General features: G+C 75.3%; 14 protein-coding genes and 1 riboswitch. Of the genes, 4 read left to right on the top strand and 10 right to left on the bottom strand.

The genetic code is table 11. The features are described 5' to 3' along the window. Positions 1 to 189: 189 nt before the first annotated feature. From WAA21_RS07255 to WAA21_RS07245, 3 genes are all read left to right on the top strand, one after another. Positions 190 to 1,275, top strand: a complete 1,086-nt coding sequence (locus WAA21_RS07255) for a DNA polymerase domain-containing protein (protein ID WP_336922103.1) — start codon at positions 190 to 192, stop codon at positions 1,273 to 1,275. Between the two features lie 88 nt (positions 1,276 to 1,363). Continuing rightward, a complete protein-coding gene (locus tag WAA21_RS07250) occupies positions 1,364 to 1,705 on the top strand; it encodes a YciI family protein (RefSeq protein ID WP_336922102.1) in 342 nt (113 codons plus the stop codon). Positions 1,706 to 1,743: 38 nt separating this feature from the next. Further along, a complete protein-coding gene (locus tag WAA21_RS07245; RefSeq protein WP_336922101.1) occupies positions 1,744 to 3,024 on the top strand; it encodes an RNA polymerase sigma factor in 1,281 nt (426 codons plus the stop codon). An 8-nt stretch (positions 3,025 to 3,032) separates the two neighbouring features. Here WAA21_RS07245 and WAA21_RS07240 read toward each other — a convergent pair whose 3' ends face one another. Together WAA21_RS07240 and WAA21_RS07235 are read right to left on the bottom strand one after the other, a co-directional pair. After that, on the bottom strand, positions 3,033 to 3,587 hold the full coding sequence (locus tag WAA21_RS07240) for a hypothetical protein (protein ID WP_336922100.1): 555 nt from the start codon (positions 3,585 to 3,587) through the stop codon (positions 3,033 to 3,035). A gap of 75 nt (positions 3,588 to 3,662) precedes the next feature. Next, entirely contained in the window at positions 3,663 to 4,427 is a 765-nt protein-coding gene (locus WAA21_RS07235; protein WP_336922099.1) for a DUF3592 domain-containing protein, read from the bottom strand. 114 nt (positions 4,428 to 4,541) lie between these two features. On the opposite strand from WAA21_RS07235, the gene WAA21_RS07230 reads away from it, so the two are divergent. Further along, positions 4,542 to 5,828, top strand: coding sequence for an FAD-binding protein (locus tag WAA21_RS07230; RefSeq protein WP_336922098.1), 1,287 nt, complete (start codon positions 4,542 to 4,544; stop codon positions 5,826 to 5,828). Positions 5,829 to 5,846: 18 nt separating this feature from the next. On the opposite strand, the gene WAA21_RS07225 is transcribed toward WAA21_RS07230, so the two are convergent. The 8 genes from WAA21_RS07225 to WAA21_RS07190 all read right to left on the bottom strand — a co-directional run bounded on the left by WAA21_RS07225 (position 5,847) and on the right by WAA21_RS07190 (position 14,245). Beyond that, positions 5,847 to 6,005: a hypothetical protein gene (locus WAA21_RS07225; protein ID WP_336922097.1), complete on the bottom strand. Its 159-nt coding sequence runs from the start codon at positions 6,003 to 6,005 to the stop codon at positions 5,847 to 5,849. Positions 6,006 to 6,072: 67 nt separating this feature from the next. Beyond that, positions 6,073 to 6,969 (bottom strand): ABC transporter permease, encoded by an 897-nt coding sequence (locus WAA21_RS07220; RefSeq protein ID WP_336922096.1) that lies wholly within the window; start codon positions 6,967 to 6,969, stop codon positions 6,073 to 6,075. Then, positions 6,966 to 8,045, bottom strand: a complete 1,080-nt coding sequence (locus WAA21_RS07215; RefSeq protein ID WP_336922095.1) for an aliphatic sulfonate ABC transporter substrate-binding protein — start codon at positions 8,043 to 8,045, stop codon at positions 6,966 to 6,968. The genes WAA21_RS07220 and WAA21_RS07215 overlap by 4 nt, the downstream gene beginning before the upstream one ends. Next, the gene (locus WAA21_RS07210; RefSeq protein ID WP_336922094.1) at positions 8,042 to 8,914 is read right to left on the bottom strand and encodes an ABC transporter ATP-binding protein; all 873 of its coding nucleotides are present in this window, start codon (positions 8,912 to 8,914) and stop codon (positions 8,042 to 8,044) included. The genes WAA21_RS07215 and WAA21_RS07210 overlap by 4 nt, the downstream gene beginning before the upstream one ends. A gap of 210 nt (positions 8,915 to 9,124) precedes the next feature. After that, positions 9,125 to 9,217: riboswitch (SAM riboswitch) on the bottom strand. A gap of 74 nt (positions 9,218 to 9,291) precedes the next feature. Further along, complete coding sequence (locus WAA21_RS07205) at positions 9,292 to 9,843, bottom strand: Uma2 family endonuclease (RefSeq protein WP_336922093.1); 552 nt, start codon at positions 9,841 to 9,843, stop codon at positions 9,292 to 9,294. Positions 9,844 to 10,038: 195 nt separating this feature from the next. Further along, positions 10,039 to 11,004 carry a polyprenyl synthetase family protein gene (locus WAA21_RS07200; protein ID WP_336922155.1) on the bottom strand — a complete coding sequence of 322 codons (966 nt, stop codon included), beginning with the start codon at positions 11,002 to 11,004 and terminating at the stop codon, positions 10,039 to 10,041. A gap of 122 nt (positions 11,005 to 11,126) precedes the next feature. After that, positions 11,127 to 12,704 carry an NADH-quinone oxidoreductase subunit NuoN gene (gene nuoN / locus WAA21_RS07195; RefSeq protein WP_336922092.1) on the bottom strand — a complete coding sequence of 526 codons (1,578 nt, stop codon included), beginning with the start codon at positions 12,702 to 12,704 and terminating at the stop codon, positions 11,127 to 11,129. After that, positions 12,701 to 14,245 (bottom strand): NADH-quinone oxidoreductase subunit M, encoded by a 1,545-nt coding sequence (locus WAA21_RS07190; RefSeq protein WP_336922091.1) that lies wholly within the window; start codon positions 14,243 to 14,245, stop codon positions 12,701 to 12,703. Before WAA21_RS07190 ends, nuoN begins: the two co-directional genes overlap by 4 nt. Positions 14,246 to 14,254 lie beyond the last annotated feature (9 nt).

Here is a 14,254-nt window from a genome sequence, read left to right as displayed (position 1 = left end):
CCCCGCGCCGTAATCCGCGGCGTAGGTCTGCACGAACGCAGACGTACGCGACGCAGCTCGACGGGAACGCAGACGTACGCGGCGTAGGTCTGCACGAACGCAGACGTACGCGGCGTAGCTCGACAGGAACGCAGACGTACGCGGCGTAGGTCTGCACGAACGCGGACCAACGCGCCTAGGTTGTGGCCCATGGCGAAGGCCCCGGCCGCGACGGTGCAGGCAGGCGAGCACGAGGTGCGGGTCACGAGCCCGGACCGCGTGGTCTACGAGGCGACCGAGCGCACGCCCGCCGTCACCAAGCTCGACGTCTGCCAGTACTTCGCGACGATCGGCGAGACGATGCTCGGCACCGTCCGCGACCGACCGACGGCGATGGAGCGCTGGCCGGACGGGTGGCGCGAGGGCATGCGCCTGGCCACCGGCCCCCAGGACCGCGAGGGCGACGGCTTCTACCAGAAGCGGCTGCCGAAGGGGGCGCCCGAGCACATCGAGACGGTCAGGATCACCTTCCCCAGCGGGCGCACTGCCGACGAGCTGTGCCCGACCTCCGTCGCCTCGCTCGTGTGGGCGGCCCAGATGGGCGCGCTCACGTTCCACCCGTGGCCGGTGCGACGCCCCGACGTCGACCACCCGGACGAGCTCCGGCTCGACCTCGACCCGCAGCCCGGCACCGGGTTCGCCGACGCGCGCCGCGTGGCGCTGCTGACCCGCGACCTGCTCGCCGAGCTCGGGCTGCGCGGGTACTGCAAGACCAGCGGCAACCGCGGCGTGCACGTCTACGTCCGCATCCGGCCTCGATGGAGCTTCGAGGACGTCCGCCACGCGGCCATCGGCCTCGGCCGGGAGCTCGAGCGCCGCGACGACCAGGTGACGACGGCGTGGTGGAAGGAGGAGCGCGGCGAGCGCGTGTTCCTCGACTACAACCAGAACAACCGCGACCGCACGATCGCGAGCGCGTGGAGCCTGCGTGCGCGGCCCGGCGCGCCCGTCAGCACCCCGCTCACGTGGGAGCGCCTGGCGGCGCTGGCGGACCCGGCCGAGCTCAACCTCACGACCGTCCCGGCGCTGCTCGCCGAGCACGGCGACCCGTGGGCGGGCATGGACGACGAGGCCTTCGACCTCGACCCGCTGCTGGAGCTGTGGGAGACCCTGCCCGGCGGGGAGCTCAACTTCCCGCCCGACTACCCGAAGATGCCGGGCGAGCCGCCGCGGGTGCAGCCGAGCAAGAAGGTGGCCGCGCACTGGGACGAGCACGGCAACCGGGTGGCGGACTGACCCGCCCGGGCTGTCGATTGCGCGGTGTCCCGTCCGACAGGTAGGTGTCAAGCCACCCGTCCGACCTTCGACGAACGAGGAGCACACCATGTCGAGGTACCTGGTCCTGATCTACGACGACGAGTCCTACTGGGCCGACGCCACCCCCGAGCAGTGGCAGGCGTCCATGGCCGAGCACGACGCCTTCAGCCGGGCCGTCGTCGAGCACGGTGGCAGCATCGTGTCCGGTGAGGCGCTGCACCTCAGCACGACGGCGACCAGCATCCGCGGCGGCGAGCTGAGCGACGGGCCCTTCATGGAGACGAAGGAGGCCCTCGGCGGGTTCTACGTCATCGAGGCACGCGACCTCGACCACGCCGTCGAGATCGCGCGGCTGTGCCCCGCCGGCGAGGGCGGGGTCGAGGTGCGGCCCGTCATGACCTTCGGCTGAGCCGCGACCCGACCACCACCGGAGGACCCGAGCACAGCGTGCCGACGGCGGCCGACGACGCCCTCGCCCGCGCCCACCGCGGCGCCTGGGCGGGCGTCGTCGGCGCCGTCGCCCGCACCGTCCGCGACCTCGACCTCGCCGAGGACTCCGCCGCCGAGGCCTTCGCCCAGGCGGCCGAGCGCTGGCCGCGCGACGGGGTGCCGGGCAACCCCACCGGCTGGCTCGTCACGGCCGCCCGCCGGCGGGCGCTCGACCAGCTGCGCCGTCGCGACGGCCTGACCCGGCGGCTGCCGCTTCTCGTCGTCGACGACGCGCCGCGCGAGGACGCCGAGCGGGGGTTCGACGAGGCCGCGGAGCGCGTCGACCGCGAGGCCGGACGGGAGGTGCCCGCCGTGTTCGGCAGCGACCTGCTCCGCCTGCTGTTCACCTGCTGCCACCCGGCGCTCGCCCGGGAGTCGCAGGTCGCGCTCACCGCACGGCTCGTCTGCGGCCTGCGCACCGACGAGGTCGCCCGGCTGCTGCTCGTGCCGCCGCCGACCGCGGCCGCACGCATCACCCGCGCGAAGAAGAAGATCGCCTCGGCCGGCATCCCCTTCCGGGTGCCGAGCGGGGCGGAGCTGCCCGGTCGCCTCGACGCCGTCCTCACCGTCGTCCACCTGCTCGTGACGGCCGGGCACACCGCCCCGGTCGGCGACGGCGTCGTCCGCGAGGACCTGCTGCTGCGGGCGCGGGAGCTGACCGGCGCGCTCGTCGCGCTCATGCCCGACGAGGCCGAGGTGCTCGCCGTGCACGCGCTCGCCCTGTTCGCGTGGGCGCGGCGGGACGGCCGTCACGCCGGCAGCGGCCGGCTGCTGCTCCTGGCCGAGCAGGACCGGTCGACGTGGGACACCGCGACGATCGCGGAGGCCGACGCCCTCGTGCGCCGAGCGCTGCGGCGGGGCCGCCCCGGTCGCTTCACGCTGCAGGCCGCCGTCGCCGGGTGCCACGCGACGGCCCCCTCCTACGAGGACACCGACTGGCACGAGGTGCTCGCGCTGTACGACCTGCTGCTGCAGGCGTGGCCGACGCCGGTCGTCGCCCTCAACCGGGCGGTCGCGCTGGCGCAGGTCGCGGGTCCCGCGGCGGCCCTCGACGCGGTCGACGGGGCCGGTGCGCCGGAGGACTACCCGTACCTGCACGCGGTCCGGGGCCACCTGCTCGCGGCGCTGGGACGCCCGGCCGAGGCCCGCGACGCCTACGACCGCGCGGCCCGGCTCACCGCGAACACGTCCGAGCGAGCGTTCCTCCTCGCCCGCCGTGACGGGCTGGGAGGGGGCTGAGGGCGGGCTCAGCCGGTCGGCTCGGCCGTGCTCCCGGCGCCGTCGTCCTCACCGTCGTCCTCGCCCGAGATGTAGGAGTCGCCCTCGCCGAGGACGGCGGCGCACAGCACGGTGTCGACGACGGCGGGCTCGTTGTCGCACGTCGTGACGACGAACTCGACCGGGTCGTTGCCGTCGAGCAGGTCGCCCTGGGCGGACACGGCCTGCCGGAAGTCCTCGACGGTCGTGCACACCTCGAAGGCCGGGTAGAGGTCCTCCCACGGCTGGCCCTCGTCGACGGGCGTCTCCTCGGCGGAGTCGACGACGGCGAGGCAGTCCTCGGGGACGTCCGCGGTCTGCAGGTCCTGCGGCAGCACCCCGACGGCCGGCGCGTCGCTGTCGGTACCGGTGGGCTCGGGCGCCTGCCCCGCGGTGACGCCGCCCTCGTCGCCCTCCATGACGAGGTCCTCCCGCGCGCCGTAGCCGCCGCACCCGGCGAGCAGTCCCCCCGTCAGCAGGAGGGCGACCGCCGACGCGGCGGCACGCGAGACGTCACGGGAACGAGCACGGGACAGCAACCGCATACCCGACACCGTCGCACGACCCGCGCCGGACGTCGCGTCGGCGCGGTCGAGCAGCGTCGCGACCGGCGAGGTGGCTCAGCCGGGCGAGGGCCAGCCGCCCGGGCGGTCCGCGGGCGGCGCGGACGACGGCCCCGGCCGCGGGTACCCGGTCGGCTGCGGGTACGCGGCGGGTTGGGCGACCGGGTGAGCGGCCGGCTGAGCGGCCTGGTGCCCGGCAGGGTGCGGACCGGGGCCGGGGTGCGGCGGGGCGGGGGGCCAGGGCCCGGGCGGCGCCCAGCCGGGCGCGACCGTCACCGGTCCGCTCGGGGGCCTGGGCGCAGCGGGCGCGCGGACCACCGCCACGACGGTGACGAGGGCGGCGAGCACGGCGGCGCCGAGGGCGCCGAGCGCGGTCCAGCCCGCGGCCCGCACGACACCGGCCGCCGCGGCCGTGACATCGGCGGAGGACGCGTCCGGTACCTCGTCCGCCGGGCTCGGCAGCTCGACCCAGGGGTCCTCGGCGGCGTAGGAGCTCCACTCGGGGTCGGCCGGGTCGTACACGACCGTCACCGAGTCGCCGACCTCGGGCAGCGTGCTCGACCACGACCAGTCCAGCCCGGTCACGACGGTCTCGTCGTCCTCGGTCGTCCAGCGCACGTCGACCCAGTCGTCCCCCTCGTCGACGTCGAGCACCTCTGCCTCCGCGGTCGCCGACAGGTCCTCCTCGAGGAAGAAGGGGTCGGCCCACGCCCCGCCGGGGCCCGAGCCCGCGGTGGCGGCGACGACCGCCGCCACCGCCGCGACGAGCAGGAGGACGCCCACGAGGGCCGCCCCCGTCGCCGCGCGTGCCGTCCTGCTCATGCCGTCCCCTCCCGGCGCGGCCACCTGCCGCCCCGCTGCACGGTAGGTCCCGCCGGGCCCGCTCGGAGGCGGTTCGCCGGGAGTGCCCCCGGGCGCGCGGGGCACAATGCCCGGGTGCAGCAGACCGCCGTCCCCGCCGCCCGGAACTGGGCCGGCAACATCACGTTCTCCGCCCGCGAGGTGGCGCGCCCGACGACGGTCGAGGAGCTCCGCGACGTGGTCGCGGGTGCGGACCGGCTGCGCGTGCTCGGCAGCGGGCACTCCTTCTCGACCGTCGCCGACACCGACGGCGTGCACGTCGTGCTCGACGCCATGCCGCCCGAGGTCGAGGTCGACACCGCGAGCGGCGTCGTGCGGGTCGCGGCCGGCCTCCGCTACGGCGACGTCGTCGAGCGGCTGCACGCCGCCGGCCGGGCCCTGCCGACGACAGGCTCGCTGCCGCACATCTGCATCGCGGGTGCGGCGGCCACCGGCACGCACGGCTCCGGCGACGGCAACGGGACGCTGGCCCGGTCCGTCGTCGCCGTGGAGCTCCTCACCCCCGACGGCGCGTCCCGCCGCCTCGCGCGCGGCGACGAGGACTTCGACGGCGCGGTGGTCGCGCTCGGCTCGCTCGGGGTCGTGACGTCGCTGGAGCTGGAGACCGTCCCGGCCTACGACATGGTGCAGACGGTCCACGAGGGCCTGTCCCTCGACGCGCTCGACGGCTCCGACGGCTCCGGGGACGAGGGGCGGGTGCTGGCCGAGGTGATGGCCGCGGGTCGTTCCGTCAGCGTCTTCACGACGTGGGGCCCCGACCGCACCGCGTCGGTGTGGTGCAAGCAGGACGTGGGCAGCAGACCGCTGCCGACCGGCTGGCTCGGCACCCGCGCCGCCGACGGTCCCCGCCACCCGGTGCCCGGCCAGCCGGTCGAGCACTGCACCGAGCAGCTCGGCGTGCCGGGGCCCTGGTACGCCCGGCTGCCGCACTTCCGCCTCGAGCACACGCCGAGCGCGGGCGACGAGCTGCAGTCGGAGTGGCTGGTGCCGCGCGCGGCCGGCCCGGCGGCGCTGCGCGCGGTGGGCGCGCTGGCCGAGCGCGTGCGCGAGGTGCTGCTCGTGAGCGAGATCCGGAGCATCGGCGCCGACACGCTGTGGCTGAGCATGGCCGAGGGACGCGACAGCCTCGCGCTGCACTTCACGTGGGTGGGCGACACCGGGCGCGTGCGCCCGGTGGTGGCCGCCCTCGACGAGGCCCTCGCCCCCTTCGGGGCCCGCCCGCACTGGGGCAAGGTGTTCACGGCCGCGCCCGAGCAGGTGGCGGCGCTCTACCCGCGCATGGCGGACCTCCGCCGGCTGCGGGCGGAGCTGGACCCGCGCGGCGTCATGGGCAACGCCTTCACCGAGGCCTACCTCGGCTGAGGCGCCCCCGGCCCGGCGTCAGCCGTCGGTGGCGACGTCGGTCGCCACCGAGGCGCCCGGCGGCTCGATGGTCGCCGTGATCCCGGGCGTCTCGGGAACCTCACCGGCGTCCGAGCAGCCGGCGAGACCGGCGGCGAGGACGAGGGCACCCACCACGACAGCTCCTGTGCTCCGCATGTCCGTATCGTGACGACACGGCCGCCGTCCGGCACGTCGAGACGTGGGCGCCCGCACGGCGCGGACGTCAGCGGAGCCGGGCGAGCACCCGCCGCTCGACGACCGCGAGCAGGCCGTCGGTCGCCTTGCCGATGACGGCGAACAGCACGATGGTCGCGAGGACGAGCTCGACCTGGCCGTTGCGCTGCGCGTTCTGCAGCTGCCAGCCGAGGCCCTCGGTCGCGCCGAGCAGCTCGGCCGCCACGAGGAACAGCCACGCCTGGTTGAGCCCGAGCCGCGCGCCGGCCAGCAGCGACGGCGCCGCCGAGGGCAGCAGGACGGTCGTCACCCGCTGCCGCCACGACAGCCCGTACGCCTGGGCGACCTCGAGCAGGCCGGTGTCGACCTGCCGGAACCCGGCGACGAGGGTGGCGAGGACGGGGAAGAAGGCCCCGATCGCGACGAGGCCGACCTTGGGCTCCTCGCCGATGCCCCACCAGATGATGAGCACCGACACCCACGCCAGCGACGGCACGGCCCGGACCGCCGACAGCAGCGGGGACAGCACCCGGTCGGCGGTGCGACTGAGCGCGACGAGCACCCCGACGACGAGGGCGGCGAGCGAGCCGAGGGTGAAGCCGAGCAGCACCCGCTGCAGGCTCACGCCGAGGTTGGGCCACAGCCGCCCCGAGGCGGCGTACTCCACGAGCGCGGACAGCACCGCTCCCGGGGAGGAGAAGCGGCTCTCCTCCAGCACCCCGGCCTGCACCGCGAGCTGCCACGCCGCGAGGAGGGCCACGGGCAGCACGAGGGCGAGGAGCACGTCGACGACACCGCGGGGCCGCCACCCCCGGCGGCGCGGGCCCGCGGGGGGTGCGACCTCCGGCCGCTCCCCGCCCGGCACGTCCTGGTACCCGCTGGGCGCGACGAGGTCCGTCCCGGCCCCGCGCTGCAGGGCCACCCGCTCGTCGGTCGTCAGGCTCATCCCTCGGTCTCCGTCCCGGCCGACTCGACGGCCGCGGTCGCGGGCTCCGGCGCGAAGAGCTCCTCGAGCGCCGTCTCCGCGTCCTCCTGGCTGCCGACCTGACCGCCGTCGACGACGATAGGCACGATCCGCTCGAGCACCGCGCGGAGGTCCTCACCGGGCACCGGGTCGATGTCGAGGTTGGTGCGCTCGTCGAGCACCTGCGCGGCGATCTCCGGCTCGATCTCGGCGGCGGTCGCGAGGATCTCGACAGCCTCCTCCGGGTTGTCCTGGATCCACTGCCGCGCGCGCTCGTACTGCGTGAGGACGAGCTCGACGGCCTCCGGGTGCTCGGTCAGGAAGTCCTCGCGCACGTTGAGCACGCTGTAGGAGTTGCGGCTCGGCTCCCGCACGACGAGCTCGGCGCCCTCGTTCGCCACGGTGTCGGCCATGATCGGGTCGAGCCCCGCCCACGCGTCGACCTCGCCGCGGTTGAGGGCGAGGCGGCCGTCGGCGTGCGGCAGGTCGACGATCTGCACGTCGTCGGTCGTGAGTCCCGCGGAGTCGAGCGTCTGCAGGAGGAAGAAGTACGGGTCGGTCCCGGACAGCGCCGCGATGGTGCGGCCCTCGAGGTCCTCGGCGCTCGTGATGTCGGAGTCGGGCCCGACGACGATCGCCGACCACTCCGGCTGCGCGAGGACGTCGACGGTGCGCAGCGGGGAGCCGTTGGCCCGGGCGAGCAGCGCCGCGGCGCCGGCGGTGGAGTTGAAGTCGACGACGTCGCCGCGCAGCAGCTCGTTGGCGGGGGCGGACCCGGCGGAGAACTCCCACGTGACCTCGACGTCGTCGCCGACGGCCTCCTCGACCCAGCCCTGCTCCTTGAGCACGAGGCTCGCCGGGTTGTACGTCGCCCAGTCCAGGCGGATCTCGTCGACACCGAGGTCGCCGCCCGCGGCGGCGCTCGCGCCACCGCCGGCCGCGCCCGTGGCGTCGTCGTCGGCGTCGGCGCCGCCCTCCGAACCGGAGCCGCAGGCCGCGAGCACGAGGGCGGTCGCGGCGGCGAGGGCGAGGGTGGGGACGGACGTGCGGCGGCTCATCGGGTGTGCTCCTGTCGGGTCCGGGAACCCTGCTCGTGGTGCGGGGAGGTGGACGCGCCGGCGTCGGAGACGCCGACGAGGGACAGCAGGCGCGACCGGAGGCGTGCGGCGGCGGCGAGCTGCTCGGGGTCGGTGGTGTCGCGCGGGCGGGGCAGGTCGACCGGCACGTACGTGGCGTGCCCGGTGCCGGCGCGCCCGAGCACCGTGATGTGGTCGGCGAGCCGGACGGCCTCGTCGACGTCGTGGGTGACGAGCACGACGGTCGTGCCGTCGGCGTGGACGAGCTCGTCGACGAGGCCCTGCATGGTGAGACGGGTGAGGGCGTCGAGCGCGGCGAAGGGCTCGTCGAGCAGCAGGACGCCCGGCCGGGCGAGCAGCGCCCGGGCGAGCGCGGTGCGCTGGGCCATGCCGCCGCTGACGGAGGCGGGCCGGTAGTCGCCGTAGCCGTCGAGGTGCACCCGGTGCAGGAGCTCGTCGACCTCCTCGCGCGACCCGGCGCCCGGCTCGTGCCGGCGGCGGCGGGTGGCACCGAGAGCGACGTTGCCGCGCAGGTCGAGCCACGGCAGCAGCCGCGGCTGCTGGAAGACGACGGCGACGCGCTCGTCGCCCTCGACGATGTCGCTGCTGCCGCTGCCGTCGGCCCCGCCGAGGCGCGCGGTGCCGCGGGTGGGCGGGGTCAGGCCGGCGAGGACGCGCAGCAGGGTCGACTTGCCGCACCCGGACGGCCCGAGCACGGCGTGGACCTCACCGGCGGGCACGTGCAGGTCGAGGCCGTCGAGGACCGGCCCCTTGCCGAAGTCGACGGTGAGGTCGCGGACGTCGACGGGCAGCGAGGTGGTCCGCGCCGGGGATGGCGTGGTGCTGGTCATGGGGGTGCTCCGGAGGTCGCGGCGCCGGGACGGCGCAGGAGGGCCGGCCCGCGCGCAGCGCGGGTCGACGGGGGCCGGGGGTGTGCGCCGAGCGGGAGGCTCAGCGCAGCGGCATTCGCCGCGGACACGCCGCGGCGGTGCGGCGGCACAGGTCCACGGCGCGACGCGCGACCAGGAGCGGGGTGGTGCCGGGGCAGTACCTCACAGGATCCTCCATCGGTCCTGGCGGTAGCACCCGCACCCGTTGCCGGGGGGTTGCTGCGACGTCGACGAGCCAGGTCTCTCGGTCGCTCTGGATGGCTGGTGAGAGAGTAGCCCCCGCCGTCCCGACTCGCGAAACCGGACGTCCGAGGGCTGGGACGGCCGTCTCGCTCCGGTCAGCGGCGGCCGAGCGCGCCGGGCCGGACCGTCACCGGGAAGGGCCGCTCGAGGCGGACCTCGTCGTCGCCCGCGACGCGCGCGGTCTCGACGTAGCGGCCGTCGACCAGGTCGAGCACGAGCAGCGACGGCTCGGCCGGGTCGACGACCCAGTACGACGCCACGCCGGAGTCCTCGTACAGGCCGCGCTTGAGCAGCAGGTCCTTGCTGCGGGTGCTGGGCGACAGCACCTCCACCGCGAGGAGCAGCGGCCGCTGCACGTCCACCGGTCCGACGTCCTCGCTGCGGACCACGAGCAGGTCCGGCTGGAGGGACCGGACCCGGCTCGGCCGGTAGTCGAGGGGGGCGACGAACACCTCCGTACCCGGCACCTCCGCCTGGCGCAGCACCATCAGCAGGTCGACGACCACGCGCTGGTGGGCGGGCACGGGAGCGGGCGTCACGAGGAGCACCCCGTCCGCGAGCTCGTACTGCAGGCCGTCGTCGGGCAGCCGGTCGAGGTCGTCGACCGTCCAATCCCCCTCACGCGGCATCACGGTCACAGCAGCCATGGTCCTCCCCTCGACGGCCATGTCACCAGCCCGACCCACGACGGACGACGGCGTGCGCCCCCGTCCACAGGCCCGCTGCCCGGCCACGACGACACACGCGACGGCGGGACGGTGCACCGACGGTCGGCGGGAGCTGTCCGGTGTGTCGCCGTGGCCGCAGGCAGGCGACGTCGCGCCGTGACGGACGCGGGCGGCTCAGCCCGTGCGGTCGGCGAGCGCCTCGGCGACCGCGGCGAGGGCGTCGCGGGCCGGCAAGGCGGGCAGCGGCGCGAGGGCCTCGACGGCGCGGGCCGACCAGCGCCGCGCCTCGGTCCGCGCGTCGGCGGTCACGGGGTGCGCGCGCAGCCGGGCGACGACGTCGGCGAGCGCCTCGTCGTCGCCCAGGTCGCCGTCGAGGTCCGCGAGCAGCTCGGCCGACCCGGCGGGGGCGCTGCTGTCGGCGACCGCCCGGCGCAGCAGCAGCACCGGCAGCGTCGGCACGTGCTCGCGCAGGTCGGTGCCGGGCGTCTTGCCGGACTCCGCGCGCTCGGCGGCGAGGTCGAGGACGTCGTCGGCGAGCTGGAACGCGACGCCGACCTGCTCGCCGTACTCCACGAGCACGCGCACCTGCTCGGCGGGCAGCCCGGAGAACATGCCGCCGAAGCGGGCGGACGTCGCGATGAGCGAGCCCGTCTTGTCGCTCAGCACCTGCAGGTAGTGCGCGACCGGGTCCTCGCCGCGGCGCGGGCCGACGGTCTCCCGCATCTCCCCCAGCACGAGCCGCTCGAAGGTCCGCGCCTGGATGCTCACCGCCTCCGGCCCGAGCCCGGCGCCGATGACCGACGCGCGCGCGAAGAGCAGGTCGCCGGTGAGGATGGCGACGGTGTTGCCCCACACCTGCTGGGCGCTCGGCACCCCGCGACGCTCGGTCGCGGAGTCGATGACGTCGTCGTGGTACAGCGTCGCGAGGTGCGTGAGCTCGACGACGACCGCCGCGTCGACGACGAGCGGCCCGGGCGCGCCGAGCTGGGCCGCGAGCAGGCACAGCAGCGGCCGGGTGCGCTTGCCCCCCGCCCGCACGAGGTGGCCGGCGGCGTCGTCGGCGAGCGGGTCCGCGCTGCGGACGGCGTCCCGGACGGCCTCCTCGACCTGCGCCAGCCCGTCGACGACGGTGTCGCGCAGCGCGTCGTCGGTGAGGCCGTAGCGCTCGAGGCGCGCGGCGTGCGCCGCCCGGCCTGCCCCGCCGGGCCCGGGCCCGGCGGCGCTCACCACGCGCTCACCACGACGTCACTGCGGTCACAGGGTCACAGCACGAAGAAGCCGGACTGCTCCGCGAGCCCGAGCAGCGGCGTGGGCAGCACGCCCAGGAGGACCGTGACGGCGGCGGTGACCGCGAGCACGCCGGTGAGGGTCGCGCTCGGCGTGACGACGCGGGCGCTGTCCTCGGTGGCGTCGGCGAAGTACATCGACACGATGATGCGGAGGTAGAACACGACCGCGACCGCGCTGGTGACGACGCCGACGACCGCCAGCAGCCCCGCCCCGCCGCTGATCGCGGCGCCGAAGACGGCGACCTTGCCGACGAACCCGCTCGTGAGGGGGATGCCGGCCAGGGCGAGGAGGAACAGCGAGAAGACCCCGGCGAAGACCGGCGAGCGACGGCCGATGCCCGCCCACGAGGAGATCGTCGTCGCCTCGCCGCCCGCGTCGCGGACGAGCATGAGCGCGGAGAACGCGCCGATCGTCGTGACGCCGTACACCGCGAGGTAGAACAGCGAGCCGCTGACGCCCGTCACGTCGAGCGCGAGCACCCCGGTGAGGATGAAGCCGGCGTGGGCGACCGAGGAGTACGCGAGCACGCGCTTGATGTCCTGCTGGATGACGGCGACCACGGAGCCGAGGACCATCGTCGTGATGGCGACGGCCCACAGCACCGGCTGCCAGTCCCAGCGGTTGTCCGGGAAGGCGACGTACAGCACGCGCAGCAGCGCGCCGAACGCGGCGACCTTGGTCGCCGCGGCCATGAACGCCGTCACCGCGGTGGGGGCGCCCTGGTAGGCGTCCGGCGTCCAGGAGTGGAACGGCGCCGAGCCGACCTTGAACAGCAGGCCGATGACGAGCAGGCCGAAGCCGAGCGCGAGCAGGCCGTCCTGGTCGGTGTTCGTGCGGACGGCCTCCGCGATGTCCGGCAGCGCGGTCGAGGCGGCGAAGCCGTACACGAGTGCCGCCCCGAACAGGAAGAACGCGGAGCTGAAGGCACCGAGGAGGAAGTACTTGACGGCCGCCTCCTGGCTGAGCAGGCGGCGCCGGCGCGCGAAGCCGCACAGCAGGTACAGCGGCAGGCTCAGCACCTCCAGCGCGACGAACATCGTGAGCAGGTCGTTCGCGGCCGGGAACACCAGCATGCCCAGCACGACGAAGAGCAGCAGCGGGAAGACCTCGGTCTGCTCCAGGCCCGCGCGGCGCGCGGCGGCCTCGCCCGGCGAGCCGGGCACCGACGACGCCTGCGAGGCGAAGCCGGACTCGTCGTCGACCCGGTCGCCGAACAGCAGGACCGCGACGACGGCGAGCACGAGCACCGTGCCCATGAGGAAGCGCGTCACCCCGTCGACCGCGATGGACCCGCTCGCGGTGACGACGTCACCGGAGTCCCACGTGAGGATGAGCGCCGCGAGCGCCACGAGCAGGCCGAGCACCGACAGCACGACCTGCGGCACGCGGCGGTGCCCGCGGGGCAGCGCGGCCTCGAGGACGACGCTGAGCACGGCGACGGCGGCGACCACCCACATCGGCGACAGGGCCGCCCAGTCGATGTCGGGCGGGGCGATGCCGCCGGTGGCGGCGCCCGCCGGCACCCAGACGGTCGGTGCGAGCGCGCTCACTGGTCGGCCCCCTCGGCCTCGAACAGGGGTGCGGGGTCGGTCATGCCGGTCTGCTCCATGGTCCGCTCGACGGCGGGGGTGAGGATGTCGAGGACGGGCTTCGGGTAGAAGCCGAGCCCGATGATGACGGCCAGCAGCGGCGCGACGACGAACGCCTCACGGGCGCGCATGTCGCGGCGCGGGTCGGCCGCCACCTCCTCCAGCGCGGGGACCGTGGGCCCGGTCATCATGCGCTGGTAGGTCCACAGGATGTACAGCGCCGCGAGGATGATGCCGAAGGTCGCGACCACACCGGCCCACGGGTGGCGCTGGAACGTCCCCACGAGCACGAGGAACTCCGACACGAAGCTCGACAGGCCCGGCAGCGCGAGGCTCGACATGCCCGCGACGAGGAAGGAGCCCGCGAGCAGCGGCATGACCCGCTGCCCGCCGCCCCAGTCGGCGATGAGGCTCGAGCCCCGGCGGGTGGCGAGCATGCCCGCGACGAGGAACAGCGCGGCCGTGGAGAAGCCGTGGTTCACCTGGTACAGCGCCGCCCCGGACTGCGCGGTCGAGGTGAAGGCGAAGATGCCGAGCACGATGAAGCCGAAGTGGCTGATGGACGTCCACGCGATGAGGCGCATGACGTCGCGCTGGGCCATGGCGACGAACGCGCCGTAGAGGATCGACACGAGCGCGAGCACGATGACGACCGGCGCCGCCCACGCCGCGGCCTCGGGGAACAGCGGCAGCAGGATCGTGAGCATGCCGAAGGTGCCGACCTTGTCGAGCACGCCGACCAGCAGCACCGCGGCGCCCGGCGGCGCCTGCGCCGCGGCGTCGGGCAGCCACGTGTGCACCGGCCACAGCGGCGCCTTGACCGCGAGCGCGACGAACAGGGAGAGGAACAGCCAGCGGCCGACCTCGGTCGACACCGGCAGCGCCTCGAGGTTCGCGAGCAGGAAGCCGTCGGTGCCGCCGGGGCCGAGCACGTAGATCGCGATGACGCCGACGAGCATGACGAGCCCGCCCGCCAGCGAGTACAGCAGGAATGTCGTCGCGGCCTCGCGGCGGCGCGGTCCGCCGTAGCGCCCGATGAGGAAGTACATCGGGATGAGCATGACCTCGAAGAGCACGTAGAACAGGAAGAGGTCGCGCGCGGAGAAGACCCCGATGACGAGGGCCTCGAGCGCGAGGACGAGCGCGAAGAACGACCCGTCGGCCCGGCCCGCGGCCGCGTGCCCGAGCGAGCGCCACGACGCGAGGACGCAGACCGGCACGAGGACCGCGGTGAGCGCGACCATCGACAGCGCGATGCCGTCGACGCCGAGCGCGTAGGAGACGCCGAGCTGCGGGATCCAGGCGACCTGCTCGGAGAACTGGTACTCCCCGCCGGCGGCCACGTCGAAGGCGAGGGACATCGCGACGACCAGGCCGAGCGTGGCGAGGGAGAACGCGAGGGCGACGGCCTTGGCGGCGTCGGCGCGGCCGCGGGGCAGCACGGCGACGACGACCGCCCCGACGAGGGGGAGGACGAGGGCTGCGGTCAGCCAGGGGAACACGGCCGTCCT

This window comes from Aquipuribacter sp. SD81 (assembly GCF_037153975.1).
Classification (GTDB): domain Bacteria; phylum Actinomycetota; class Actinomycetes; order Actinomycetales; family JBBAYJ01; genus Aquipuribacter.
The sequence above is the reverse complement of the archived record's forward strand: the minus strand, read 5'-3'. Positions and strand labels throughout refer to the sequence as shown.

What these genes read in the sequence shown, in the direction of transcription:
- WAA21_RS07255 (WP_336922103.1), top strand. Translation starts at nt 190, where the DNA reads ATGGCGAAGGCCCCGGCCGCGACGGTGCAGGCAGGCGAGCACGAGGTG.
- WAA21_RS07250 (WP_336922102.1), top strand. Translation starts at nt 1,364, where the DNA reads ATGTCGAGGTACCTGGTCCTGATCTACGACGACGAGTCCTACTGGGCC.
- WAA21_RS07240 (WP_336922100.1), bottom strand. Translation starts at nt 3,587, where the DNA reads ATGCGGTTGCTGTCCCGTGCTCGTTCCCGTGACGTCTCGCGTGCCGCC.
- WAA21_RS07235 (WP_336922099.1), bottom strand. Translation starts at nt 4,427, where the DNA reads ATGAGCAGGACGGCACGCGCGGCGACGGGGGCGGCCCTCGTGGGCGTC.
- WAA21_RS07225 (WP_336922097.1), bottom strand. Translation starts at nt 6,005, where the DNA reads ATGCGGAGCACAGGAGCTGTCGTGGTGGGTGCCCTCGTCCTCGCCGCC.
- WAA21_RS07220 (WP_336922096.1), bottom strand. Translation starts at nt 6,969, where the DNA reads ATGAGCCTGACGACCGACGAGCGGGTGGCCCTGCAGCGCGGGGCCGGG.
- WAA21_RS07215 (WP_336922095.1), bottom strand. Translation starts at nt 8,045, where the DNA reads ATGAGCCGCCGCACGTCCGTCCCCACCCTCGCCCTCGCCGCCGCGACC.
- WAA21_RS07210 (WP_336922094.1), bottom strand. Translation starts at nt 8,914, where the DNA reads ATGACCAGCACCACGCCATCCCCGGCGCGGACCACCTCGCTGCCCGTC.
- WAA21_RS07205 (WP_336922093.1), bottom strand. Translation starts at nt 9,843, where the DNA reads ATGGCTGCTGTGACCGTGATGCCGCGTGAGGGGGATTGGACGGTCGAC.